This is a genomic window from Paenibacillus sp. FSL H3-0310, assembly GCF_038002785.1.
Taxonomy (GTDB): Bacteria; Bacillota; Bacilli; order Paenibacillales; family Paenibacillaceae; genus Paenibacillus_AQ; species Paenibacillus_AQ odorifer.
In genome coordinates this window covers 3,366,076-3,387,906 of sequence record NZ_JBBODC010000001.1, presented here as the reverse complement: position 1 = coordinate 3,387,906, position 21,831 = coordinate 3,366,076, and the positions used below count along the sequence as shown (strand labels likewise).

The 21,831-nt window shown below is 43.8% G+C and carries 25 protein-coding genes and 1 riboswitch; of the genes, 16 read left to right on the top strand and 9 right to left on the bottom strand.

Features of this window, described 5'->3' with window-relative positions; all coding sequences use genetic code 11:
- The first annotated feature begins 14 nt into the window (after positions 1–14).
- The 8 genes from MHH63_RS15350 to MHH63_RS15315 all read left to right on the top strand — a co-directional run bounded on the left by MHH63_RS15350 (position 15) and on the right by MHH63_RS15315 (position 7,643).
- Positions 15–1,211, top strand: a complete 1,197-nt coding sequence (locus tag MHH63_RS15350) for a hypothetical protein (RefSeq protein ID WP_076125937.1) — start codon at positions 15–17, stop codon at positions 1,209–1,211.
- A gap of 143 nt (positions 1,212–1,354) precedes the next feature.
- Positions 1,355–2,419 (top strand): fatty acid desaturase, encoded by a 1,065-nt coding sequence (locus MHH63_RS15345; RefSeq protein WP_076125939.1) that lies wholly within the window; start codon positions 1,355–1,357, stop codon positions 2,417–2,419.
- Between the two features lie 158 nt (positions 2,420–2,577).
- Positions 2,578–3,714, top strand: a complete 1,137-nt coding sequence (locus MHH63_RS15340) for a sensor histidine kinase (protein ID WP_076179017.1) — start codon at positions 2,578–2,580, stop codon at positions 3,712–3,714.
- Positions 3,714–4,316: a response regulator transcription factor gene (locus tag MHH63_RS15335; protein ID WP_036686291.1), complete on the top strand. Its 603-nt coding sequence runs from the start codon at positions 3,714–3,716 to the stop codon at positions 4,314–4,316. The genes MHH63_RS15340 and MHH63_RS15335 overlap by 1 nt, the downstream gene beginning before the upstream one ends.
- Before the next feature lie 620 nt (positions 4,317–4,936).
- On the top strand, positions 4,937–6,022 hold the full coding sequence (gene asd / locus MHH63_RS15330) for an aspartate-semialdehyde dehydrogenase (protein ID WP_036686293.1): 1,086 nt from the start codon (positions 4,937–4,939) through the stop codon (positions 6,020–6,022).
- A gap of 121 nt (positions 6,023–6,143) precedes the next feature.
- Positions 6,144–6,542 (top strand): hypothetical protein, encoded by a 399-nt coding sequence (locus tag MHH63_RS15325; RefSeq protein WP_076280801.1) that lies wholly within the window; start codon positions 6,144–6,146, stop codon positions 6,540–6,542.
- Between the two features lie 116 nt (positions 6,543–6,658).
- Entirely contained in the window at positions 6,659–6,841 is a 183-nt protein-coding gene (locus MHH63_RS15320) for a DUF3934 family protein (protein WP_341171754.1), read from the top strand.
- Positions 6,842–6,950: 109 nt separating this feature from the next.
- Positions 6,951–7,643: a pseudouridine synthase gene (locus MHH63_RS15315; RefSeq protein ID WP_076125945.1), complete on the top strand. Its 693-nt coding sequence runs from the start codon at positions 6,951–6,953 to the stop codon at positions 7,641–7,643.
- On the opposite strand, the gene thiE is transcribed toward MHH63_RS15315, so the two are convergent.
- Genes thiE through MHH63_RS15285 form a run of 6 tightly spaced genes read right to left on the bottom strand, consistent with a single transcriptional unit; the run spans position 7,624 to position 12,446 of the window.
- Positions 7,624–8,280, bottom strand: coding sequence for a thiamine phosphate synthase (thiE, locus tag MHH63_RS15310; protein WP_081390612.1), 657 nt, complete (start codon positions 8,278–8,280; stop codon positions 7,624–7,626). The genes MHH63_RS15315 and thiE overlap by 20 nt on opposite strands.
- Positions 8,270–9,100, bottom strand: coding sequence for a bifunctional hydroxymethylpyrimidine kinase/phosphomethylpyrimidine kinase (gene thiD / locus MHH63_RS15305; RefSeq protein WP_341171753.1), 831 nt, complete (start codon positions 9,098–9,100; stop codon positions 8,270–8,272). The genes thiE and thiD overlap by 11 nt, the downstream gene beginning before the upstream one ends.
- Before the next feature lie 23 nt (positions 9,101–9,123).
- Complete coding sequence (gene thiM / locus MHH63_RS15300) at positions 9,124–9,918, bottom strand: hydroxyethylthiazole kinase (RefSeq protein ID WP_076183472.1); 795 nt, start codon at positions 9,916–9,918, stop codon at positions 9,124–9,126.
- A gap of 41 nt (positions 9,919–9,959) precedes the next feature.
- The gene (locus MHH63_RS15295) at positions 9,960–10,997 is read right to left on the bottom strand and encodes an ABC transporter substrate-binding protein (protein ID WP_341171752.1); all 1,038 of its coding nucleotides are present in this window, start codon (positions 10,995–10,997) and stop codon (positions 9,960–9,962) included.
- Positions 10,994–11,770 carry an ABC transporter permease gene (locus MHH63_RS15290; protein WP_341171751.1) on the bottom strand — a complete coding sequence of 259 codons (777 nt, stop codon included), beginning with the start codon at positions 11,768–11,770 and terminating at the stop codon, positions 10,994–10,996. Before MHH63_RS15290 ends, MHH63_RS15295 begins: the two co-directional genes overlap by 4 nt.
- Positions 11,751–12,446: an ABC transporter ATP-binding protein gene (locus tag MHH63_RS15285; protein ID WP_081393938.1), complete on the bottom strand. Its 696-nt coding sequence runs from the start codon at positions 12,444–12,446 to the stop codon at positions 11,751–11,753. Before MHH63_RS15285 ends, MHH63_RS15290 begins: the two co-directional genes overlap by 20 nt.
- Positions 12,447–12,644: 198 nt before the next feature.
- A riboswitch (TPP riboswitch) is annotated at positions 12,645–12,748 on the bottom strand.
- 222 nt (positions 12,749–12,970) lie between these two features.
- Between MHH63_RS15285 and MHH63_RS15280 the strand changes: the two genes are divergently transcribed.
- Genes MHH63_RS15280 through MHH63_RS15270 form a run of 3 tightly spaced genes read left to right on the top strand, consistent with a single transcriptional unit; the run spans position 12,971 to position 15,295 of the window.
- Entirely contained in the window at positions 12,971–13,807 is an 837-nt protein-coding gene (locus MHH63_RS15280; RefSeq protein WP_076183478.1) for an amino acid ABC transporter substrate-binding protein, read from the top strand.
- A gap of 53 nt (positions 13,808–13,860) precedes the next feature.
- The gene (locus MHH63_RS15275) at positions 13,861–14,529 is read left to right on the top strand and encodes an amino acid ABC transporter permease (RefSeq protein ID WP_036686309.1); all 669 of its coding nucleotides are present in this window, start codon (positions 13,861–13,863) and stop codon (positions 14,527–14,529) included.
- 13 nt (positions 14,530–14,542) lie between these two features.
- Entirely contained in the window at positions 14,543–15,295 is a 753-nt protein-coding gene (locus MHH63_RS15270) for an amino acid ABC transporter ATP-binding protein (protein WP_076189904.1), read from the top strand.
- A 95-nt stretch (positions 15,296–15,390) separates the two neighbouring features.
- On the opposite strand, the gene MHH63_RS15265 is transcribed toward MHH63_RS15270, so the two are convergent.
- Complete coding sequence (locus MHH63_RS15265; RefSeq protein ID WP_076125959.1) at positions 15,391–16,047, bottom strand: S-layer homology domain-containing protein; 657 nt, start codon at positions 16,045–16,047, stop codon at positions 15,391–15,393.
- 318 nt (positions 16,048–16,365) lie between these two features.
- On the opposite strand from MHH63_RS15265, the gene MHH63_RS15260 reads away from it, so the two are divergent.
- Positions 16,366–16,845: a Fur family transcriptional regulator gene (locus MHH63_RS15260; RefSeq protein WP_036686314.1), complete on the top strand. Its 480-nt coding sequence runs from the start codon at positions 16,366–16,368 to the stop codon at positions 16,843–16,845.
- Positions 16,846–16,918: 73 nt separating this feature from the next.
- Here the strand turns inward: MHH63_RS15260 and MHH63_RS15255 are convergent, their stop codons facing one another.
- The gene (locus MHH63_RS15255) at positions 16,919–17,599 is read right to left on the bottom strand and encodes a TIGR00266 family protein (RefSeq protein WP_036686316.1); all 681 of its coding nucleotides are present in this window, start codon (positions 17,597–17,599) and stop codon (positions 16,919–16,921) included.
- 162 nt (positions 17,600–17,761) lie between these two features.
- On the opposite strand from MHH63_RS15255, the gene MHH63_RS15250 reads away from it, so the two are divergent.
- Both MHH63_RS15250 and MHH63_RS15245 read left to right on the top strand, forming a co-directional pair.
- On the top strand, positions 17,762–17,968 hold the full coding sequence (locus MHH63_RS15250; RefSeq protein WP_076125962.1) for a hypothetical protein: 207 nt from the start codon (positions 17,762–17,764) through the stop codon (positions 17,966–17,968).
- Positions 17,969–18,029: 61 nt separating this feature from the next.
- Complete coding sequence (locus MHH63_RS15245) at positions 18,030–18,761, top strand: class I SAM-dependent methyltransferase (protein WP_341171750.1); 732 nt, start codon at positions 18,030–18,032, stop codon at positions 18,759–18,761.
- Between the two features lie 105 nt (positions 18,762–18,866).
- Here the strand turns inward: MHH63_RS15245 and MHH63_RS15240 are convergent, their stop codons facing one another.
- Positions 18,867–19,685: an AraC family transcriptional regulator gene (locus MHH63_RS15240; RefSeq protein WP_076135544.1), complete on the bottom strand. Its 819-nt coding sequence runs from the start codon at positions 19,683–19,685 to the stop codon at positions 18,867–18,869.
- 277 nt (positions 19,686–19,962) lie between these two features.
- Between MHH63_RS15240 and MHH63_RS15235 the strand changes: the two genes are divergently transcribed.
- Both MHH63_RS15235 and MHH63_RS15230 read left to right on the top strand, forming a co-directional pair.
- Complete coding sequence (locus MHH63_RS15235) at positions 19,963–20,730, top strand: sugar phosphate isomerase/epimerase family protein (protein ID WP_076125967.1); 768 nt, start codon at positions 19,963–19,965, stop codon at positions 20,728–20,730.
- Positions 20,723–21,820, top strand: a complete 1,098-nt coding sequence (locus tag MHH63_RS15230; RefSeq protein WP_341171749.1) for a Gfo/Idh/MocA family protein — start codon at positions 20,723–20,725, stop codon at positions 21,818–21,820. Before MHH63_RS15235 ends, MHH63_RS15230 begins: the two co-directional genes overlap by 8 nt.
- Positions 21,821–21,831: the final 11 nt, after the last annotated feature.

Below are 21,831 nucleotides of genomic sequence, written 5' to 3'. Positions count from 1 at the left end.
AGAGGAGGTAAGGGATGGAATTTCATTTGGAGATGATTGTTAAGTGTTTAACGAACCACAAGCTGCAGAAATATTGGAAGGGGTTCGAGGCTGTTTCTTTTGCATTTTATAATAAGGATAACGTGTATCTGTACAATCATCCCAAATTCAAAACGGTAGGATATCATCCACATTTGCTTCCTTGGAGTAATGAATTCTCAGGAGATACCATCATTTTATATGAGGATCACCCTACAGCCATCGTTAATCTGGAATTACATGAAGAATTCGAAGACTTGTACGCCATTTGTGTACACGAATTATTTCACGGTTATCAATTCCTGATGGGAGATGAACGTTATGCAGATGAATTATTGATGATTACCTACCCTTTATCCCTCGAAAATATGGAATTGCGGATTCAAGAAAGACATCATTTATATCTTAGTGTAATGGCAGCTACTATTGAAGAGCGTAATCACGCAATGTACAGATTTATTGCCATCCGTCAACAAAGAGAACAACTGCTCGGGGAGTACGTGCTAAATGAATATCTTATTGAAACGCTGGAAGGACCCGCTTGGTATGTTGAATTAAATGCCTATGCCGAAAAATCCACCCTACCAAATGAGGAAGTATTGCACAAATTCAGTTCGTATTTAATAGATGAACTTGAATCTTCGGCTAATATCAGAAGAAGCTGCTACGGTTCTGGTCTGTTTATATGTTTGCTGCTGGATGAGCTTCGGACCGATTGGAAAGAAGAGTTTATGAAGTCGGAGTTAAGTTTATATGCGTTTTTTAAGCAATTTGTGGATCAAGTCATCATTCCCTTCGAGGAGATATCCATCAGCAAAGAAACGGAAGATATTATGCAATCGGTCAAAACAATCAGGGAGAAGGAATTCATTGATTTTATCAGCCTGGAAGGGTACCACCTGTATATTGAAGGAGATATAAAATCTACGGGTTTTAATCCTATGGGTATTATTGGTGGAGATGAGAAATGCATTCATAAGAATAATTTACGAATCCAAATCAATGATGCGGAGTATTTTCTGGAAAAGCCAGTGATTAGCTACTATACAGCTGACCTTCGAAATATTAATAAACTGCACCTCGTACTAGATGAACCTCCAACTTTTAATAAAGATTCGTTAATCCTTAATGGAATTGGTGAGATCAAAGGTCAATACGAAGTGAAGGAAGATGGATGTTGGCTGCAATGCTAACGTAATTTAAATGAGAAGGAGAGTATGACATTTGTCATACTCTCTACTTGATGTTTATGACTTATAGGATGACACTTTATCTTCTATACTTAGAGTAGATGAAAAGATCCTTAGCCGGACACATCAAGGAGGAAACGATATAGATGACTACAAAACAGACATCACAGCTCTCCAGCCTTAAAAAGAGTGTAGCCCCTTACGAGAAAAATGACCGCAACGCAAGTATAAGACAGCTCATCAATACTTTAGGACCACTTGTGCTGTTATGGGGCGGAGCTTATTTCTCTTTATCCGTTTCCTATTGGCTCACCCTTCTGTTAGCTATTCCTGCAGCAGGATTTGTAATTCGAACCTTTATTATTTTTCATGATTGCACACATGGATCGTTTTTTAAGAATCGTAAAGCGAATGATATTATCGGAACGATCACAGGTGTGCTGACACTGGTTCCTTATCGGCAGTGGAAACATAGTCATTCCATTCACCACGCCAGCTCCAGTAATCTCGATAAAAGAGGGATCGGCGATATTTGGATTATGACGGTCGAGGAATACGCAGCGGCATCCTTCTGGAAACGTCTATATTACCGGATTTACCGCAATCCCATCGTGATGTTTGGTCTTGGACCGATTGCTGTTTTTATGATTCAGTATCGTTTCAATGTTAAAGGTGCTAGACGCAAAGAGCGGATGAATACCTATTTGACGAATATTTCAATCGCAGCGCTTTATGGCTTGCTAATATGGGCTATTGGCTGGCAGGCATTTCTTATGGTGCAGCTGCCTGTAGCATTTGTATCAGGGTTTCTCGGCATATGGTTGTTCTACGTCCAACATCAGTTTGAAGACTCTTATTTCGAGAATGAATCTGAATGGAGTTATGTGATGGCCGCGGTTGAAGGTAGCTCATATTATAAGCTGCCGAAGGTGCTGCAATGGATTACGGGCAATATCGGCTTCCACCATGTGCATCATTTAAGTCCAAAGGTGCCAAACTATAATTTGGAAAAAGCGCATAACGCGACGCCACCGCTACAAAAAGCAACAACGATTACGATTGGTACCAGCTTGAAGGCCCTTAATTTCCGTCTTTGGGATGAGGAAAATAAACGATTCATTAGCTTCAAAGAGATGAAGTCCATATTAAATAAACCGAAAACTGCAGGCGAGGTCCTGCAAGTTCATAAGCCCAGACTCCAGGGAGAATAATAGCTACATTGTAATCAAATAGCAGCAAAATGGAAGGTTAGAGCCGGAGAACTCATTCGCGCTCTAATCTTTTTTCTCTTTATCGTTGTGGTTCACCGGATTTTACCGGATTTATGCTAGAATAAGGTGAGTGGCATATGGCAAAAAGGAGAGCGAACATGCAGAAGTGGCATCATATTTTTCATAAAAGTACAGGTCTTAGCCCTTATGTATGGGTCGTATTTTATATTCTACCGTTTTATTTCATCTTTCGGTCCTCTTCTCCCTACCAGGTAGTTTCGGGAATCTTGATGATCGCTGTGTTTTTTGTTTGTTATGTGCTTTCTTTTGTCTCCAAGGGTTGGTTAGTTTATTTTTGGACGAGCGTGCAGATACTGGTCTCTATAACGATGACGTTGTTGTTTGGATATATGTATTTTGCGCTTTTTTTAGCCTTTTTTATTGGGAATATCCAGAACCGAGTAGGGTTCTTCACCCTGTACTCCATTCATTTGCTGACTACGATTATTACGATCAATTATGAGCTGCTGTCGCGTAATCCCGTATTTATCAGCCAGCTTCCCTTTGTTCTTGTTAGTATGATTGCAGTGATCCTGCTGCCAATCAGTACCTATAACCGCAATAATCAAGGGAAGCTGCAAGACCAATTGGAGGATGCTAATAAGCGTATCTCAGAATTGGTTAAGCTCGAGGAACGCCAGCGGATTTCACGTGATCTTCACGATACATTAGGTCAGAAGCTTTCGTTAATTGGTCTGAAAAGTGATTTGGCAGGAAAGCTTATCGACAGTAATCCGACGCAAGCCAAAGCCGAGATCAATGATGTACGCCAGACGGCAAGAAGTGCACTGAAAGAGGTCCGGGAGATGATTACGCGAATGCGCGGCATTCGGCTTGAGGACGAACTCGTTCATATTCAGCAGTTTCTTGCGGCTGCGGAGATTGACTATGTTTTGCAAGGCAATCCTAAACTGTCTAATACTTCATTGATTACGGAGAATGTGCTCAGCATGTGTATTAAGGAAGCTGTCACAAATGTTGTGAAGCATAGTAATGCACAATCTTGCGCAATTATCATTGAACCCACACGCACAGATCTCATCATTAAAGTGAAAGATGATGGAACTGGCATCCCGGGCAATGATCTTTATTTTAAAGGACATGGGCTGCAAGGTATGCGGGAACGTCTTGAATTTGTAAATGGCTGTATGGATATCGTGCGAGATGAGGGGACTACGATAGTGATTAAGGTCCCAAATGCATTTAAGCATCCGGAACAGGAGGTAACCGTATAATGATTAAGATTGTAATCGCTGAGGATCAGCGAATGCTCCTTGGAGCGCTGGCATCTTTGTTGGATTTAGAAGAGGATATGAAGGTCGTGGGCCGGGCAAGCAACGGGGAAGAAGCTGTAGCGATGGTTCAGCAGCATAAGCCGGATATCTGTATTATGGATATTGAGATGCCAGCGATGAGTGGTCTCGACGCTGCGGAAGCGCTGAAGAATAGCGGCTGCAAAACGATGATATTAACCACCTTTGCCCGTGCGGGATATTTCGAACGTGCGCTCAAGGCGGGAGTTCATGCTTATCTGCTGAAAGACAGTCCTAGCGAAGAACTGGCACTTTCGATACGTAATGTGATGGCAGGCCGACGCATGTATGCACCGGAGCTAATGGATGAAGCCTACAGCGGTGAAGTAAATCCTCTGACTCAGCGGGAGAAGGAAGTACTTGGACTCATTGCCGACGGTAAAAATACAAAAGAGATCGCCAGCCAGTTGTACATTACCACGGGAACAGTCCGGAATTACATCTCAGTTATACTAGATAAGCTGGATGTAGGTAACCGCATCGAGGCAATCACTCGATTTAAAGAAAAGGGTTGGTTTAAGTGAGCGGGGGTAAGAAACGCTTAGTTGGTTGAAGCAGCTTGTAAACGCGAATAGCAGATCGCTGAACGCTGAACGCTGAACGCTGAACGCTGAACGCTGAACGCTGATCGCTGAACGCTGAACGCTGAACGCTGAACGCTGAACGCTGAACGCTGAACGCTGAACGCTGAACGCTGAACGCTGAACGCTGAACGCTGAACGCTGAACGCTAATCGCTGAACGCTAATCGCTGATCGCAGAGCGCTGATTCCTAATTTATACTCACCAATCGCAAATAGATGTATTTCCTACAACTATATGCTATAAAATGCTCGTCAGATGCGATTTAGTTGCATTTCTTACATCTAAAAGTTCACTTAGAGGGCATTTCCATTATTTTTCGGGGAAATAGTTGTAGAGAATGCAGTTAAAGAGTTGTCTAAGCAGAAAATATACTTATAATTGTACTGAGTGCAGCTATTTCTTTTATTAGCATTAGTGAAATTCAATATAATCCGCTAAAAATAAAATTTTTAATGTTATTTTGATGTTAACACTCGCCAAATGTTCCCGCGCCGTATATCATTAATTATCGGCCTATTATCCACAATAGGACAGTTAATCAAAAGGAAGTGTATTTTCTGATGTCAAGAAAGCTAAGAGCCGGCATAGTTGGCGGCACAGGTATGGTAGGACAACGTTTTATTGCCCTTTTAGAGAATCATCCTTGGTTTGAAGTAACTGCGATTGCTGCCAGTGCTAGATCTGCTGGAAAAACGTATGAAGAATCGGCCAAGGGCAGATGGAAGTTATCTACTCCAATGCCTGAGAACGTAAAGAATATTATGGTCCAAGATGCTTCTAAGGTAGAAGAAGTTGCTGCGGACGTGGATTTGATTTTTTGTGCTGTAGACATGAAAAAAGATGAGATTAAAGCGCTCGAAGAGGCTTATGCTCGCACCGGAACACCAGTAATCTCCAATAACTCAGCGCATCGCTGGACGCCTGACGTGCCTATGGTCATTCCTGAGATTAATCCGGAGCATCTTGAGGTTATTGCACAGCAAAGAAAACGTCTGGGAACAGAGACAGGTTTCATTGCGGTTAAACCTAACTGCTCCATTCAAAGTTATGTGCCTGCACTTCATGCGCTCAAAGACTTCAATCCATCTAAAGTGGTGGTCACCACCTACCAAGCCATTTCTGGTGCAGGAAAGACTTTTGCAGACTGGCCAGAAATGCTGGACAACGTGATTCCTTACATCGGTGGCGAAGAAGAGAAAAGCGAGCAAGAGCCTTTGCGGATCTGGGGAAGCGTTCAAGAAGAGGGTATCGTAAAGAGTGAAGCGCCAACGATTACTTCGCAGTGTATCCGTGTGCCTGTAGCGGATGGACATATGGCTGCTGTATTTGTTTCTTTTGAGAAAAAACCGTCCAAAGAAGAGATTCTGAATCTCTGGAAGAGTTTTAAAGGACGTCCTCAGGAGCTTGAACTGCCTAGCGCACCTAAACAGTTCATTACCTATTTTGAAGAGGACAATCGTCCACAGACTAAGCTGGATCGTGATATCGAGAACGGAATGGGCGTATCGACGGGCAGACTTCGGGAAGATGCCCTCTATGATTACAAATTCGTAGGTCTCTCCCATAACACCCTGCGCGGAGCAGCTGGCGGTGCTGTGTTGATCGCAGAGCTTCTGAAAGCAGAAGGTTATATTCAACCGAAATAAGTCCATGCATGAGCTGCAAAGCTGATGTGAATAGACACCTCATCAAAGCTTAGTCTTTGGTGGGGTGTTTTTATTTTAATTTTGAATTTGGTAAAATAAGTTATGGAAGGAGAGGATACCATTGAATAAATATTTATTAGCTTTTATATGGTTACCATTAATCCTGTTTACAAGCGGTTGTACATCATCAACTCAAGAGGTACAAGAGTATGGAGTATGTTCCATTAATGCTGAAATTCCTATTCCTAAAAAAGCCAAAGAAATCGAAGTGACAACGACTTCAAGTAACCCCAATATAAAAATAGGTGTAAAGTACGAATTGGATAATATAGGAGGAGAACAAGGTCTTTATCGGCCTGACGGCTATTTTAATAAATTAAACGATGCTGGATGGATAGAGCTGGAGGACAAGCGGTTAGGACATGTGCAATTTTTTGAAAAAAAGGACACCGTCATCGCCATCGAAATACATCAGGATACCTTTGATATTCATGAAATGAATAAAGATGCTAAATTCTAAACAGTGGCTAGTTAGATGAAGCATTTGTTATTACTTAAACAGAAAGGTTGAGAGTGTGGTAAGATAGGTAAAGTGTATAAACTATACGAATTCTGAATGACTGACGGAGTGATATGATGGGTGCAAAAAGTAAAGGTGGCGGCACAGGCAGAGGTACGGGGAGTAAAGGCTGGACACGCTGGAACAAAACAGCAAAACCAGTTAAACCTGCTAAAAGTGATCCAACGACGGGTCCAGGTGCTAAAGGTGCAAGTGGAAGCAAGGGCAGTAACGTGAAAAAAAGCGGAGGCACCAAATAGCTCCCTTAAACTGGGTTATTCCTGAAGGTTAACATCTGATTTTGATCGTTAAAATCAGGTGTTTTTTTATGACCAGATGTAAGTATATAGAGAGAAAGTAGGATCAGCAGTGAGAATCGATAAATATATAAGCGAAACAGGCTTTTGTTCCAGAAGGGAAACCAAGCGATTAATTGCAGCAGGTCGAATCGCTGTGAACGGCATTGTCTGTGAGGCGAACATTCTTATAGAGCCAGAGGATATCGTATGGATCGATGGGGAGCCGATAACAAGCAGTAAAGGGGAGCCAGTGTATCTCGCTTTGAATAAGCCGATAGGCATTACCTGTACAGCAGCCCCACATGTGGCTGGGAACATTATTGATTTTGTAGGGTATCCTTCACGGATCTTTGCGATCGGCAGATTAGATAAAAACTCGGAAGGCCTCATTTTGTTAACCAACGATGGAGAGATCGTAAATAAAATGATGCGTTCCGAGAATGGGCATGAAAAAGAATATGTAGTTCATGTAGACAAACCGGTTACGTCAGAATTCTTACAAGCGATGTCTAGCGGCGTGAACATTCTTGGAGTCACAACGAAACCTTGTGAGGTCTATCGGATTACAGAATGTCAGTTTAGAATTATCCTAACTCAAGGTCTCAATCTGCAAATACGCAGAATGTGCAAGGAGTTAGGATATAGAGTACTAAAGCTGGAGCGCATAAGAATTATGAATATTACATTAGACGGCTTGGAGCTGGGACAATGGCGGCATTTAAGCAGTGAAGAGCTGTATGAGCTTATGTCCCGCTTAAACTGACTTTGTCAACAAAGCCTCTGGCAGTTGTGGTAATATCTTCAGCTCCGGCAATCGCTGAGATAACAGAAATCCCATCCGCACCAGCTGTTAATACTGGTGCAAAATTTTGCAGCGTGATTCCCCCAATGCCAACCAATGGGATGGTAATGCCTTTATTTCTTAGTTCTTCAATCATCGCAGTGCCTTGAACAGCTTTGGCATCCTCCTTGGATGACGTAGGATAGATGGGACCCACGCCCAGATAGTCGGCTCCATCGGCAATCGCCTGCTGAGCTTCAGCGAAGGAGTGAGCGGATACACCAATGATTTTATTCTCTCCAAGTAGCTGGCGGATCGCCAATGCAGGTGTATCCTCCTGTCCTACATGAATTCCGTCCGCATCAAGCGCGATCGCTAAATCAATGTCGTCATTCACGATAAAGGGCACGCCATTGGCATGACAGATCTTTTGAAGTCGTCTGCCAAGATTAAGTCGTGCCTTATCGCTTAAGGATCCGGTACCCTTTTCACGGAATTGAAACATGGTTATGCCCCCAGCTACCGCTTCCTGCAGCACCTTAACGGGAGCTTTACGGCAATTTACGCTGCCCATTATGAAATAGACTTTTAATAGATCTCGCAGATGTTCACTGTTCATTCGTTGCACTGTTTATCCCCCGCAGTCTGTTTTGATAAGCAAAATGATTGGTTGGTCCATGCCCAGCCCCTATGCCCAGCTCGTCCTCAATCGCCGCTTGTATAAATGCTTTGGCAGTTTGAATGGACTCAGCTACGGATTTGCCTTTGGCTAGCTCGGCGGTAACTGCTGCTGAATAGGTGCAGCCTGTACCATGCGTATGTCTGGTCTGAATCCGGCTACTCTCCAATAAGGTATATTCGTGACCATCATATAGAAGATCGGTTACGGCTGTGGTTGAGGTATCATGTCCCCCTTTTAGCACTACATATTTGGAGCCCATGCCATGAATGATTTTGGCTGCTTTTTTGCGTTCTTCTATGGTGGAGATCGTCATCTTTGTGATCATTTCGGCTTCGGGAATATTGGGTGTCGTCACCAATGCTAAGGGCAGCAGATGGCTGATTAAGGATTGAACCGCCTCCTGCAGCAGCAGTGTGGACCCTCCTTTAGCGACCATCACAGGATCAATTACAAGATTAGACCAGCCGTAATACTTAATTTTATCTGCCACAATGCGGATGATGTCGCTGTTAAATAACATCCCGGTCTTTACGGCATCTGGTTGCAGGTCAAGTCCTATAGAATCAAGCTGCTGATTTATAGCTTCCAGAGTCACTGGATAAACCCCTTGGACACCCAGCGTATTCTGCGCTGTCACAGCTGTAAGGATGGACATGCCATAGACAGAAAGCTCCTGAAAGGTTTTTAGATCGGCCTGAATGCCAGCACCACCGCCGCTATCGGAGCCGGCAATGGTTAGAGCTTTGGATATAATCATCGATTTCACTCCTTTGAGGGTCATTAACTGAGCTGTTTGATGCTAGATCTTTCTAGGAAGACTTCTGGCGTGACCCATGTCAGTTGATTTAGAAACTCAACCTGAAAGCTTCCCGGCCCTTGACCAGTTGTTAATTCAGCGGCGATTTCAGCGGCTACTCCATAGAAGGAGAGGGCTTCCACTGCGGCCTCCAACGAGGCACCTCCACTTACCGCGAGAAATGCACCCACAACAGCGCTGAGCAAGCAGCCAGTTCCTGTAACTTTCGTGAGAATAGGGTGACCGTTGCTGGCAATATAAGTGTTTTTTCCATTCGTGATCACATCGTCTTTTCCAGTTATGATGACCACACAGCTTAACTTCCTCGCAGCAGCTTCAGCCAAAAGGACTACATCGCCTTCACCTTCGCCAGCATCCACCCCTTTAATGGACCAACTCTCTCCAATGACATTAGCGACTTCAGCTACATTCCCCCGCAGTGCGGTGATTTGCATCTCATTCACTAGCTTTTGAGTGACAGCGGTCCGATAAGAAGTTGCGCCTGCACCTACCGGGTCAAGCACTAGGGGAACCCCGTGTTTATTAGCGGATTTACCAGCGAGCAACATAGATTGAATGGCGTAGTCATTGAGTGTGCCTATATTTAGAACTACAGCAGACGACATAGCGGCGATGTCGATCACTTCTTCGTGGGCATCCGCCATAAAGGGAGAGGCACCCAGCGCCAACAGACCGTTGGCTGAGAAATTGGCTACTACAATATTAGTGATGTTGTGGATCAAGGGGTTGGATTCCCGTACTTTGGCTAAGTAACTCATCATAATTCCTCCTCAAGCTTGAATGAATAACCAACTAAACGTTACAGATTGATAAAAGCTTCTTGTGCTTTAATATCTTCTGGTAGAAGATCGTTGGTGGATAACCACTGCTGAACCTTTTCCCAAGATGTCGGGTCTTGATAACCAAAAGATTGATCGCCAGCATTCATCAGTGGCAGTAGAATCTCAAGACTTTTTTTCTCAATCTCCTTGTCGAGCGGTGAAGTTGCATCTTCATGTGCAACCAGTAAATCCAGGGCTTGTTCAGGATTCTGCTCCACAAATTCCTGTCCTTTTGTTATGGCATTTAGAAATTTTTTAAAGTAGGCTTCAGAATTTTGCAATCCTTGTTCGCTGGCCACCAGCACAAGCTCATAATAGTCAGGTACTCCGTAATCCGTTGGATTAAGCGAGGTGACCGGATGTCCCTCTTTTTCAAGGATCAGTTGTTCATGGTTGATGAACCCGCCCATTATTGCGTCCACTTGTCCTGTAGAGATCGCAGGGATAAGGTCAAAACCTACGTCAATTAGCTTGGCGGATGAAGGATCGCCTCCATCACTCTGGATCATTGTCCGAATCATTGCTTCATAGAGCGGAATGGAGGAATAGCCGATTTGTTTTCCTGCGAGCTCTTTGGGACTATGAATACTGCCTGCCTGAGGAACCATCAGATGATTCAGTGGATGCCGCACGATAGCTGCAATCGAACGTACAGGAATTTTCTCGCCGCGTGCCATAAGTACCTGAGGCTGATAGCTGAGCGCTAGATCAATTTGATTTGCTGCTACAAGCTTTAGGGCGTCATTGCTGTCCGCAGGCATTTTGATCTCGACATCCAAACCTTCCTCTTGGAAAAAACCTTGCTGTTGCGCAGCGTATAGAAAGGAATGAACGGCATTGGGATACCAATCAAGCATAATCGTCAGCTTGTGTGACTGCTTATTTTCGGTGTTGGAGGAACCGGTTTGGGAGTTGCTATTTAGCTTGTCTGCCTTCCCGCAGCTGCTTAAGAGCAAAAGTGTGCATACTAGAAATACAGAAATAAGTCCTCGTTGTGGGGATTTTAAATGATTCATTGGTTAGATCCTCTTTTCTTTAAAAATAATTGTTCGAGTAAAGCTATCGCCAGAAAAAGTACAACACCAAGCGCGGACAGCAGAAATACAGCCGCGAACATTTCATCGCTCTGCATATTTCCGGCCATTCTGCGGCTGAAGTAACCGAGTCCTTTACTGCCGCCGAGCCATTCCCCGATAGTAGCTCCGATGACGCAGTATACAATGGACAGCTTTAAGCCAGAGAAAAAAGCAGGCAGCGCCAGTGGAATTTGGGTTTTGACAAGCAGCTGCCAGCGGTTTGCACCAAATGTTAATAATAAGTCCTTGTAGGTCTGGCCACTTGTACGAAGTCCATCAAATGTACTCACTACGACTGGAAAAAAAGCCGTCAAAAACACCACAGCCACTTTGCTCCACAGCGAATATCCGAACCACATAATAAAAATGGGCGATAGCGCAATTAATGGGACCGTCTGGCTAATGATAAGGAAGGGATAGATGGCCTTTTCTACGGGGCGAAACAGGAACATTCCAATACCCAGCAATACACCACAAACCACAGAAAGGACAAAACCTACCAGTATCTCCTGCAACGTCGCTAATAAATGTTGTCCGAATAACAATTGCCTTTGCTCGATCAATGCGATGCCAATAGATGAAGGTGCAGGGAGAATAAAGGCTGGAATCAAGTGAAGGCGAACAGCTGACTCCCAGATTACAAGAATGAGCAGTACCAGAAGAAGGAAGGGACCATAGTTGTCTAGATGTTTTTTAAAAGGTATAGGTTGCATGCAATCTTCGCTCCAACTCTGCCCGTAGTGCTATAAACCGGGGTTCATAGTTCATCTTATAATGTCTTGGTTTTGGTAGATCGACAATGATCTCCTGTAATTCGCTGTGCGCACCGCCAGATAATAAATAAATCCGGTCACTGAGCAATAGGGCTTCTTCCAGATCATGAGTGATGAGCATAATCGTCTGATTCAGTTCACCCCATAACTCCAACAGCCAACGGTGTATCTCACGTTTGGTCATGGCATCGAGAGCGCCAAAGGGCTCATCCAGCAGCATAAGACCACTTCCGCCTCCAGCCACTAAGGTGCGCAGAAATGCTACTCGCTGTTTCATACCTCCCGAAAGTTCATGGGGATAAGCCTTCTCTACATCTGTTAAGCCGAAGCGGGCCAACATTTCCCGAATCTGAGTGATCGTTTTCTGTTTACTAAATCTGGGCTTGATCTCCCAGGGCAAAAGGCAGTTATCGAGCACTGTTCTCCAAGGCAGCAATAAATCCTGCTGAGGCATATAAGCGATCTGACCTAAACGACTAGCGGTTGAGGGGAGCGTAGGGAGTTTTATTTTTCCATGAGTAGGTTCGAGTAAACCGGCAACCGTTTTGAAAAATGTGCTTTTCCCGCATCCGCTAGCACCTACTACGGAGACGAATTCCCCTTGCCTGATATCCATGGATAGATTTGCGAATACAGGGGGTTGTTCAGTTTCCGGAAAAGAGTAGGTTAGGCCTTGAATAGATAAAATGGTCGTGATGATCTAACCTCCTAATATTTTTGTGGAGCGCCTAAACAAATAAAGACCCATCCATTTCCAGAGGAAATGAATGGGTCAAAAAGTTCATTCTGCATAATAACACTTAACATGCTTGATGAAAATTCTGCTCCACTTCCCTCCGCTGGTATGATCCAGATCAGGTTCCAAGGGTCCGGAGCTTGAAGCTCCGTCTCAGTCGGCCGACTCCCCTAGTGAAATAACAGGTCCATATTAATTTGTTTATAAATATACCATATCTTTCTGAGAAGTAAAGAGAGAAAGAAGTGAAGGATTAATCCAAGATTGGGTAAGATATAAGTAGAAATCTAGTTAATATTACAATTCCGATGTATATAATCGGAAAAAAGTATTGACGATCATGTGATGGCAGTGTACTATTCAATTTACCGGAAAAAAACCGGATAGAGAGAGGGGATTTAATAATGAAAAAATGGAGTTTAACTATTATATTGGCGTTAACCGTGGTCCTTGTAGCGGCTTGCGGCAATAATTCGAATACCAATACGGCTGCTGAACCAACAGCTGGAACGAATGGTGGAGCAGCATCTTCAGCGCAAAACAGTTTGGAGGCTGTGAAGGCCAGCGGCAAATTGCGGATAGGTACAGAAGGGACTTATGCACCTTTTACTTATCATGACACTGCGGGGAAATTGACGGGTTTTGACGTGGAAATTGCCGAAGAAGTAGCCAAACGTTTAGGTGTTGAAGCTGAATTTTTTGAAACTCAGTGGGATGGTATTTTTGCTGGGATGGATGCGAAACGGTTTGATGTCATTTTTAATGAAGTTTCCATTAACGAAGATCGCAAAGTGAAATATGATTTCTCTGAACCCTATATTGTATCCAAGGCAGTATTGATCGTGAGCGAAAACAATGAGGATATTAAGACCTTTGCTGATCTAAAGGGTAAAAAAGCCGGACAATCCCTGACCAGTAACTTATCCGACATCGCTCGTGAGAACGGTGCTGAAATCGTAGCTACGGACGGTTTCAATCAAGCGATGGATCTGCTGACTTCGGGACGTATTGATGCAACTGTGAATGATGGCTTGTCTTATCTGGATCTGAAAAAACAAAAACCAGATGCAAAAATTAAAGTGGTTGATGAGATTCCTGAAGGCTCACAAAGTGCTGCGGTATTCCTGAAAGGCAATGATGAGCTGGTGAATGCGGTCAGTGATGCGATTAAAGAGATGAAAAGTGATGGAACGTACTTGAAAATTTCCGAGAAATACTTTGGAGCTGACGTTTCAAAATAATACAAGGCTAGCAAGGCTAATTAAGCCTAGAAGCTAAAAAGGATGTCTGAATAATGGATGACCGCAAAATACAAATTTTCTTAGATACACTGCTACCCCTGCTTAAAGCCGGGGTGGCTTTTACCATTCCGTTGGCTCTACTTTCCTTTGTGCTTGGATTGATTTTGGCGATCCTAACCGCGTTGGCACGTCTTTCACCGTGGGTAATTCCGAAGCTAATCGCCCGTTTTTATGTATGGGTCATTCGGGGAACCCCGTTGTTAGTGCAGCTATTTATTATATTTTATGGTTTGCCGGCTGTTGGTATTGTACTCGACCCTTTCATTGCCGCCACCATTGGATTTACCCTTAGCGTAGGGGCTTATTCATCGGAAATCGTACGCGCTGCTATCCTGTCGATACATAAAGGCCAGTGGGAAGCTGCCTTCTCAGTCGGGATGACTCGTGGGCAGGCTCTGCGCCGCGTAATTCTGCCACAAGCTGCACGCGTTTCTGTACCGCCGTTATCCAATTCTTTTATTAGCTTGGTCAAAGATACATCGCTTGCAGCGATCATCACCTATACGGAGATGTTTAGAACTGCTCAGCAGGTAGCCTCTACCACTTATGAGCCTCTGCTGGTATACTCCGAAGCAGGATTGTTTTATTTAGTGTTCTGTTCTGTGCTGTCGGCGCTGCAAAATTACTTGGAGAAACGACTCGATCGTTACTCTGCGACCTAAAGGAGAGATACTTGTGATTGAAATCATTAATTTGCATAAATCCTTCGGCGCACTCCAAGTGTTAAAGGGTATTGATCTGAAAATGGAGCATGGAAAGGTACTTGTCATTATTGGGCCATCCGGCTCCGGAAAGACTACACTGCTGCGCTGTTTTAATCTGTTGGAAATCCCGGATCAAGGCAGCCTGTCACTCGGGGATATCACCATCAATTTTACAGATCATAAGAAAATTCCTCAGAATTCCGTATTAGCTCTTCGGCAGAAAACAGGGATGGTCTTTCAATCGTATAATTTATTTCCGCATATGACTGCGCTAGGCAATGTGATGGAGGGACAGGTAACTGTCTTGAAACGAACCAAGGAAGAAGCGCGTAAGCGGGGCCTTCAACTGCTGGCTAAGGTGGGTTTGGCTGATAAAGCTGATAACTATCCACATCAGCTGTCAGGTGGACAGCAGCAGAGAGTGGCCATCGCCCGGGCTATGGCAGTAGATCCAGAAGTGCTGTTGTTTGATGAGCCCACTTCGGCGCTCGACCCCGAGCTGGTAGGGGAAGTGCTTAAGGTCATCAAACAATTAGCAGCAGAAGGTATGACTATGGTGATTGTGACCCACGAGATGAAATTTGCCGCCGATGTAGCGGACCGGATCATTTTGATGGATGGCGGTCATATCTTAGAGCAAGGAACTCCGCAAGAAGTGCTGGAGCATCCGAAGAATCCCCGGGCTCTGCAATTTCTGAATAGACTGAATGGTGAAGAAGAGTAGAAAGACAATATATATGAAAAAGCAGCTCGGGAATCATCCGGAGCTGCTTTTTCGTGTGTAGATTATTCAAATGAGAAGAGTAACTGAAATTTGGCTTATCCTCCAGTTTTCAGGAACTCCAAAGCGTTGTAGAGCATAATCGCAGCTTCGGCACGGGTGAGTTCGCTTTTTGGATTAAACTTTCCGTTAGCGTCTAGAGTATTGATCTTGTATTTCAGGGAGCGCTGAATACTGCCTTGATATGCAGGGGTCAGTGACGCTTCATCAGCGATATCTACTGGAACGATATTGATCATCGGCAGATTACCTACGCCTTCGATCGCTTGCACTAGATAGTTAGTGAATTGCTCTTTGGTCATAATTAGGCTAGGATCAATGTCTTTTGGTAGCTTAACTTGATTGTAATAAGCATTGATAAAGGCTTCAGCGTACCAGGCTTTGTCTTTTACTTTTGTGAACAAGCCGCTGGCAACAGGAGCTTTGTTAAAGTCAATGGCTGCGAGGCTGAGCTGAAGACCGCCGGAGATAAACTGAATCCCTTGGGCTGTAGTTACCTTAGAGCCAGGGAGAAATTGAGATTCGCTGACACCTTTAATTAACCCTTGATTTTTTAAAGAAATGATTTTTTCTTTGCCGTTTATGTTATCAATATCCTTAAAGGTGTTCCCAGCTGCAAACATCTGACCACCCAAAGAAAAGGAGAAAATGGCTACGGTTGTGATCGCTGCTAGTGTGCTTTTTTTCATGTTCATGTCTTTTCACCTCGTTGTATGGATAGGCTCCTTAGCCTTTGTCACTCCTTTAACGTTGTAAATTATGGAAAGGTTGCGGTCTAATCTGTATTATTTCACGAAAAAGTAGATTTTAATAGAAATATAGGCCAGATTGGGGTGTAGTACTTTGGATAAGTGGCATGAAATGATATAATGATGTCAGGCTCTTTTCATTCGTGGTTAATTTTGTTATGATTATATCGTAACGATTACTATTTATGGTTTGTCTTAACTGCATAAATAGGAGCGTCTCAGAGGGTACGGATGTTAAATCGTTCCGGGAAGGTAGGAGACCAAATGGATCAAATATCAAATATCAGTCAATTGTTTGCGGCGCAAAAATATAAATTAACGCCTCAGCGTGAAGCTATAGTGAACGTTCTGCTCGACAATGAGAAGGATCATTTAAGCGTAGAAGAAGTATATATGCTTGTTAAGAACAGCTATCCACATCTGGGCCTGGCAACGGTATACCGTACACTTGAGCTTTTATGTGAGCTACACATTGTAGAGAAGATGAACTTCGGAGACGGAGTTGCCCGTTACGATTTGCGCGGGAACGATCATTCGCATATGCATCATCATTTGATATGCAGCGTATGCGGTCGGTTGGAGGAAATTAAGGACGACTGGCTTGTGGAGCTGGAGAGAAGAGTGGAACGTGAATATGGCTTTAACGTCACGGATCACCGCCTTGATTTCAAGGGTACTTATGGAACATGTAAACGTACTGGCTGCAAAAAAGCAAAAGCAGAAGCAGATAAAGCAGTCTCGTAAGATTGCTTTCTAACCTAAAGACACAGGCTTTCTCCAAGCCTGTGTCTTTTTTGATTACTGCGTTCTAGGAAGTCTAGCTTCGAGTAGGTACAAAGGATTTGATCCACGTTCCGAAACTGCCAGGGTTACGGCTCTGAACGAGAATTACACCTTCTCCACGGAAGCGGCAGACAAGTGCTTCACCACTGGTTATGCTGTTAAGCCAGCCAGAGGCTGCCTTTTCCACCTTGTAGTCCATATAGTCTGGCCATGCTACGAGGTGTCCGTTATCGATAATCATTTCTTCACCAGGTCCTAAATTTATTGCATGGATAGCACCGAAGGAAGACAGGAACACCGTTCCTCTGCCACTGATTTCTACAATGAAGAAGCCTTCACCGGAGAAGAGCCCTCTGGTTAAATTCTGCATTTTGGTATTTACTTGAATGCCTTCAGTTCCGGCGAGAAATCCGTCTTTTTGAACTAACAGTTTATACGATCCGTCTAATTCTATCGCCTGAATATCGCCGAGTGAGCCAGGTGACAGCAATACCTCACTTTGACCACGGGTCGCTCTAAGTTCTTGAAAGAAGAATTTCTCACCGCTCAGCATTCTCCCGAGACCGCGCATTAAACCACCATCCACGGTTCCTTTTAATTCTACGTTAGGTGACATCGCGACCATTGCGCCCATTTCAGCCTTTACGCTTTCACCGGGATTTAGTTGGACCTTTAACATAGCAAAAGCACCTTCATACAAAACCTGGTAATTCATCCTTTAAACCTCCGCATCTATTTAGATAAGATAGAATACTAGCTTTGCTCTAAGTGTAACGGAATTCTTGCTTCGCTCATAGTCTGGAATATGTTAAAATGAAGTTGTCTTATAGATGTAAGATCAATAATCATTCACCCATGAATAGGAGAGTGGTGTCACATGGCACGAACCAAGACACAAAAAGCCTTGCGTAAGGCAGAGCGCTCCGGAGCCTGGTGCGCAGCACAGAGTCGTAGATTGAATAGTGATTATGGAGCCATTTCACAGCATGTACGATTAACACCAAGCAAGCAGGAACAATTGAATAAGAATAGATATAAGGGGCAGATCTTCCAAGATGATGCTCCTTTTTTATTGGCTATTTGATAAGAGAACATCGCTCAGCGTATAGTAATTGAAGAAATAATATATAGGAGATGTATCCCTGATGAAACAAAATAAATATGACGATTCGAATTTCTTCTCCGCCTACCAGCAAATGCCCCGTTCTATTGGAGGGCTTGCAGCAGCAGGAGAATGGCATGTATTAAAGGCGCTTCTTCCAGACTTACATAATAAAAGTGTGCTTGATCTGGGCTGCGGCTTTGGCTGGCATTGCCTATATGCCCGTGAGCAGCAGGCGAGTTCAGTTATAGGTGTGGATATCTCTGAAAAAATGCTGCAACAGGCGCGTGAAAAAACGAACGATCCTGCTATAACTTATATCCAGCTGCCGATTGAGGACATTGATTTTGCGAGCGAGCAATTTGATGTGGTTCTCAGTTCATTGGCTTTCCATTATATTGAATCTTTTGCATCCATCTGCCGAAAGGTGCATTCGTTTCTTAAGCCTGGCGGGAGTTTTATTTTTTCAGTGGAGCATCCAATCTTTACTTCACGTGAAGAGCAAGACTGGTATGCCGATGAACAAGGAAACCGCCTGCATTGGCCCGTAGATCATTATCAATCAGAAGGACTTCGTGAAACGAAATTCTTAACAGAAAATGTGATTAAATACCATCGCACGATTTCCACCTATTTCAATGACCTGATTGAAGCTGGCTTTACTATTAAAGCGGTTAAAGAACCAAAGCCTTCAGCAGAAATGAGTAATGATCCATGGATGAAGGATGAGGAGCGTAGACCGATGTTCCTGATCATTTCGGCTGTGAAAGAATAATCTCATGCTCACGAGTTATGTTCGAATATAGAAGCAGGGGTTGTCCTAAAAGTAGCTTTTTCTACTAAGGGACAACCCTTTTGCAATGAAACGGGGTTTCTTCATTTACACCTGCTCTCTGCTGTGCACACGATATTCTCTTGGTGACATCCCGAAACGACTTCGGAAGACCCGGTGAAAATAGGTGTAGTTCGCAAAACCACAAGTTTCTGCTACTTGCTCCAGCGGCATGGGACTGAAGGTTATCCGTTCTCTGGCCATTTCCAGTCGGACATCGTTTACATATTTAATAATACTGGTCCCAAAGGCTTCCTTAAATAAATGAACGGCCCGCGAGACGGATATACCCACAAAACCTGCTACATCTTCCAATAGAAAGGGTAGGGTTGCGTGCTCCTCAACATATTGCTTCATTCGGTATGCCAGATAACCTTTTGGAGTAATTGCTGGCTGGTCTGTAATTAGCCGGTCGATTTCCATACATAGAATTTGCAGATAGCAGGCAGATATTTCTGGAGAGAAGTCGGAAAGTCGACGGTGCTCCAGAATCAATTGGCGAAACAAGCCAAGAAAATTCTCACTAAGCGGCACACTTAGGCGAGTGGGTCTTTGTGAACGTTGCCACCATTCATCAATCCATGTTCCTCCGCAAAAGATATGATAATCTCCGCTTTCAATTCGTGGCTTGCCTACAGGGTACTCTTCTTTATCTATGATCAAATAGTAAGGATCATTTGGAGCGAATAACATAATATCCCCGCTTTCCACAGGTGACATTACACCATCGATCAATGCACGGCTTCTTCCTTCTGTTTGCAGACGTATAAGAAAGTTCTGGTTCCCTTGACTTTGAGACATATGAAAAGGCTTGCGATGAAAAGAAAATCCGGCTGATAATACGTGACAGGTAGCAGAATGAGTCATAGGTCCTCCTGGGTGTATTGAAATGATAAGCAGATTGTTCATGTTTTAATCATATTATTCATTTTAATATATACGCTTTCATATTACTATGTAGCTAAGCAATAAAGAAAGAAATCGACCATCAACGCTAGAAACAGTCGGTATTAGCTGTGCTTACAAGAATGACAGTTTAAGGAAACTGATGTGAATCAGATTAGTCAATTCTGTTACAGCATTATTGTTCAAGTGATTGTCACTACAGAAAGCTAACTTTAAATCCAATTGGAGTGATTCGAAAATGCTGAAGATAGGCCTGCAATTGTATACGCTCAGAGAAGAACTGGAACAGGATTTTGAAGGGACACTGCGTAAAGTAGCAGCCCTTGGTTATAAAGGTGTGGAGTTTTTCCATTACTTCGGCCGTAGCGCAGCAGAAGTCAAACAATTGCTTGATGAACTTGGACTAGTAGCGTTGGGCGCACACCGTCCCTATGACGCGTTGTTGAATGATACAGAGGCAGAGATCGCGTACAACCTGGAGATTGGAAATCATCATCTAATTGTGCCGTATCTGTCAGAAGAACAACGTAACTATGAAGAAGTTGCTGCGAATCTGAAGATTATTGGAGAAAAGTGTAAGGCGCGTGGAGCGGTTCTTTTGTACCATAATCATGACTTTGAGTTAACTGATCGATATGGTGACCGTACAGCGTTTGACGGTTTGTTTGAAGAGGTGCCAGCTGATTTGCTGCAAGTTGAAATGGATACATGCTGGGTACATCACGCAGGTTATGATGCCGTAGAATATATCAACAAATACGCTGGCCGGTTGCCAATCATCCATCTTAAAGATTTGAAGAAACATGAGGATGGTTCACCGGAAACGGTTGTTCTAGGTGAAGGAGAAGTAAACCTTACAGCAATTCTTGATGCGGCTGTACAGGCAAAGGTAGAGTGGGCGGTAGTGGAGCAGGATTATTGCAGCCGTTCACCATTAGGAAGTGTAGAAGATAGTTTGAAATGGGTAAAAGCATACGCTAATCAAGGGGGAAATGTTCATGTCTAAAAAGTTGAGAATTGCTATTGTCGGTTGCGGTGGAATTGCTAATGGAAAACATATGCCAAGTTTGTCACGTCAAGCAGATGCTGAAATGGTAGCCTTCTGTGATATCGTCGAAGAACGTGCACAGGAAGCAGCAAAAACCTATGGTGTTGAAGGCGCGGCTGTATATACAGATTATCAAGAGCTTTTGAAAGCCGGAGGATTCGATATCGTGCATGTATGTACACCGAATGACAGTCACTCCGTGATCACAATCGCAGCATTGGAAGCTGGCAATCATGTAATGTGTGAGAAGCCAATGGCGAAGACTACAGCTCAAGCACAGGAAATGTTAGAGGCTGCCAAACGTACAGGCATGAAATTGTCTGTAGCTTATCAGAACCGTTATCGTGCGGATAGTGAATATCTTAAAGACGTTTGTGAAAACGGTGAGCTTGGTGAGATCTATTATGCAAAAGCGATTGCCGTTCGTCGTCGTGCGGTTCCTACATGGGGCGTATTCCTGGATGAAGAAAAGCAAGGCGGCGGTCCACTGATCGATATCGGTACGCATGCGCTTGATCTAACATTATGGATGATGGACAATTATAAACCGCGTAGTGTTATGGGCTCGACTTTCCATAAGCTTGGTAACCGTAAAAACGGCGGAAATGCCTTTGGTCCATGGGACCCTGAACAATTTAAAGTAGAAGATTCAGCATTTGGATTTATTACCATGGAAAATGGTGCTACAATTGTACTGGAATCAAGCTGGGCTCTTAATGTATCTGAATTTGGAGAAGCGAAGACGCTCCTAGCAGGTACAGAGGGTGGTGCAGATATGAAGGACGGGTTACGCTTAAATGGTGACCGTGGTGGCCGTCTATACGAGACTAAAATTGACTTGTCCGCAGGGGGAGTAGCTTTCTTTAACGGAGGACAAGAGAGTGAATCCGATCGTGAAGCTCGCTTGTGGCTTGAAGCAGTTCGGGAAGATAAAGAACCAGTAGTTAAACCTGAACAAGCCCTTGTCGTTACCCAAATTTTGGAGGCTATTTACGAATCTTCCCGTACAGGTCGTGCTGTGTATTTTGACGGAACATCAGATAACTAAACGAGAAGCAG

Bases quoted from the DNA above. Each gene is read 5' to 3' on its own strand.
- MHH63_RS15350 (WP_076125937.1), top strand. From the start codon at position 15: ATGGAATTTCATTTGGAGATGATTGTTAAGTGTTTAACGAACCACAAG.
- MHH63_RS15345 (WP_076125939.1), top strand. From the start codon at position 1,355: ATGACTACAAAACAGACATCACAGCTCTCCAGCCTTAAAAAGAGTGTA.
- MHH63_RS15340 (WP_076179017.1), top strand. From the start codon at position 2,578: ATGCAGAAGTGGCATCATATTTTTCATAAAAGTACAGGTCTTAGCCCT.
- MHH63_RS15335 (WP_036686291.1), top strand. From the start codon at position 3,714: ATGATTAAGATTGTAATCGCTGAGGATCAGCGAATGCTCCTTGGAGCG.
- asd (WP_036686293.1), top strand. From the start codon at position 4,937: ATGTCAAGAAAGCTAAGAGCCGGCATAGTTGGCGGCACAGGTATGGTA.
- MHH63_RS15320 (WP_341171754.1), top strand. From the start codon at position 6,659: ATGGGTGCAAAAAGTAAAGGTGGCGGCACAGGCAGAGGTACGGGGAGT.
- thiE (WP_081390612.1), bottom strand. From the start codon at position 8,280: ATGAACAGTGAACATCTGCGAGATCTATTAAAAGTCTATTTCATAATG.
- thiD (WP_341171753.1), bottom strand. From the start codon at position 9,100: ATGATTATATCCAAAGCTCTAACCATTGCCGGCTCCGATAGCGGCGGT.
- thiM (WP_076183472.1), bottom strand. From the start codon at position 9,918: ATGAGTTACTTAGCCAAAGTACGGGAATCCAACCCCTTGATCCACAAC.
- MHH63_RS15295 (WP_341171752.1), bottom strand. From the start codon at position 10,997: ATGAATCATTTAAAATCCCCACAACGAGGACTTATTTCTGTATTTCTA.
- MHH63_RS15290 (WP_341171751.1), bottom strand. From the start codon at position 11,770: ATGCAACCTATACCTTTTAAAAAACATCTAGACAACTATGGTCCCTTC.
- MHH63_RS15285 (WP_081393938.1), bottom strand. From the start codon at position 12,446: ATGGATATCAGGCAAGGGGAATTCGTCTCCGTAGTAGGTGCTAGCGGA.
- MHH63_RS15280 (WP_076183478.1), top strand. From the start codon at position 12,971: ATGAAAAAATGGAGTTTAACTATTATATTGGCGTTAACCGTGGTCCTT.
- MHH63_RS15275 (WP_036686309.1), top strand. From the start codon at position 13,861: ATGGATGACCGCAAAATACAAATTTTCTTAGATACACTGCTACCCCTG.
- MHH63_RS15265 (WP_076125959.1), bottom strand. From the start codon at position 16,047: ATGAACATGAAAAAAAGCACACTAGCAGCGATCACAACCGTAGCCATT.
- MHH63_RS15260 (WP_036686314.1), top strand. From the start codon at position 16,366: ATGGATCAAATATCAAATATCAGTCAATTGTTTGCGGCGCAAAAATAT.
- MHH63_RS15255 (WP_036686316.1), bottom strand. From the start codon at position 17,599: ATGAATTACCAGGTTTTGTATGAAGGTGCTTTTGCTATGTTAAAGGTC.
- MHH63_RS15250 (WP_076125962.1), top strand. From the start codon at position 17,762: ATGGCACGAACCAAGACACAAAAAGCCTTGCGTAAGGCAGAGCGCTCC.
- MHH63_RS15245 (WP_341171750.1), top strand. From the start codon at position 18,030: ATGAAACAAAATAAATATGACGATTCGAATTTCTTCTCCGCCTACCAG.
- MHH63_RS15240 (WP_076135544.1), bottom strand. From the start codon at position 19,685: ATGACTCATTCTGCTACCTGTCACGTATTATCAGCCGGATTTTCTTTT.
- MHH63_RS15235 (WP_076125967.1), top strand. From the start codon at position 19,963: ATGCTGAAGATAGGCCTGCAATTGTATACGCTCAGAGAAGAACTGGAA.
- MHH63_RS15230 (WP_341171749.1), top strand. From the start codon at position 20,723: ATGTCTAAAAAGTTGAGAATTGCTATTGTCGGTTGCGGTGGAATTGCT.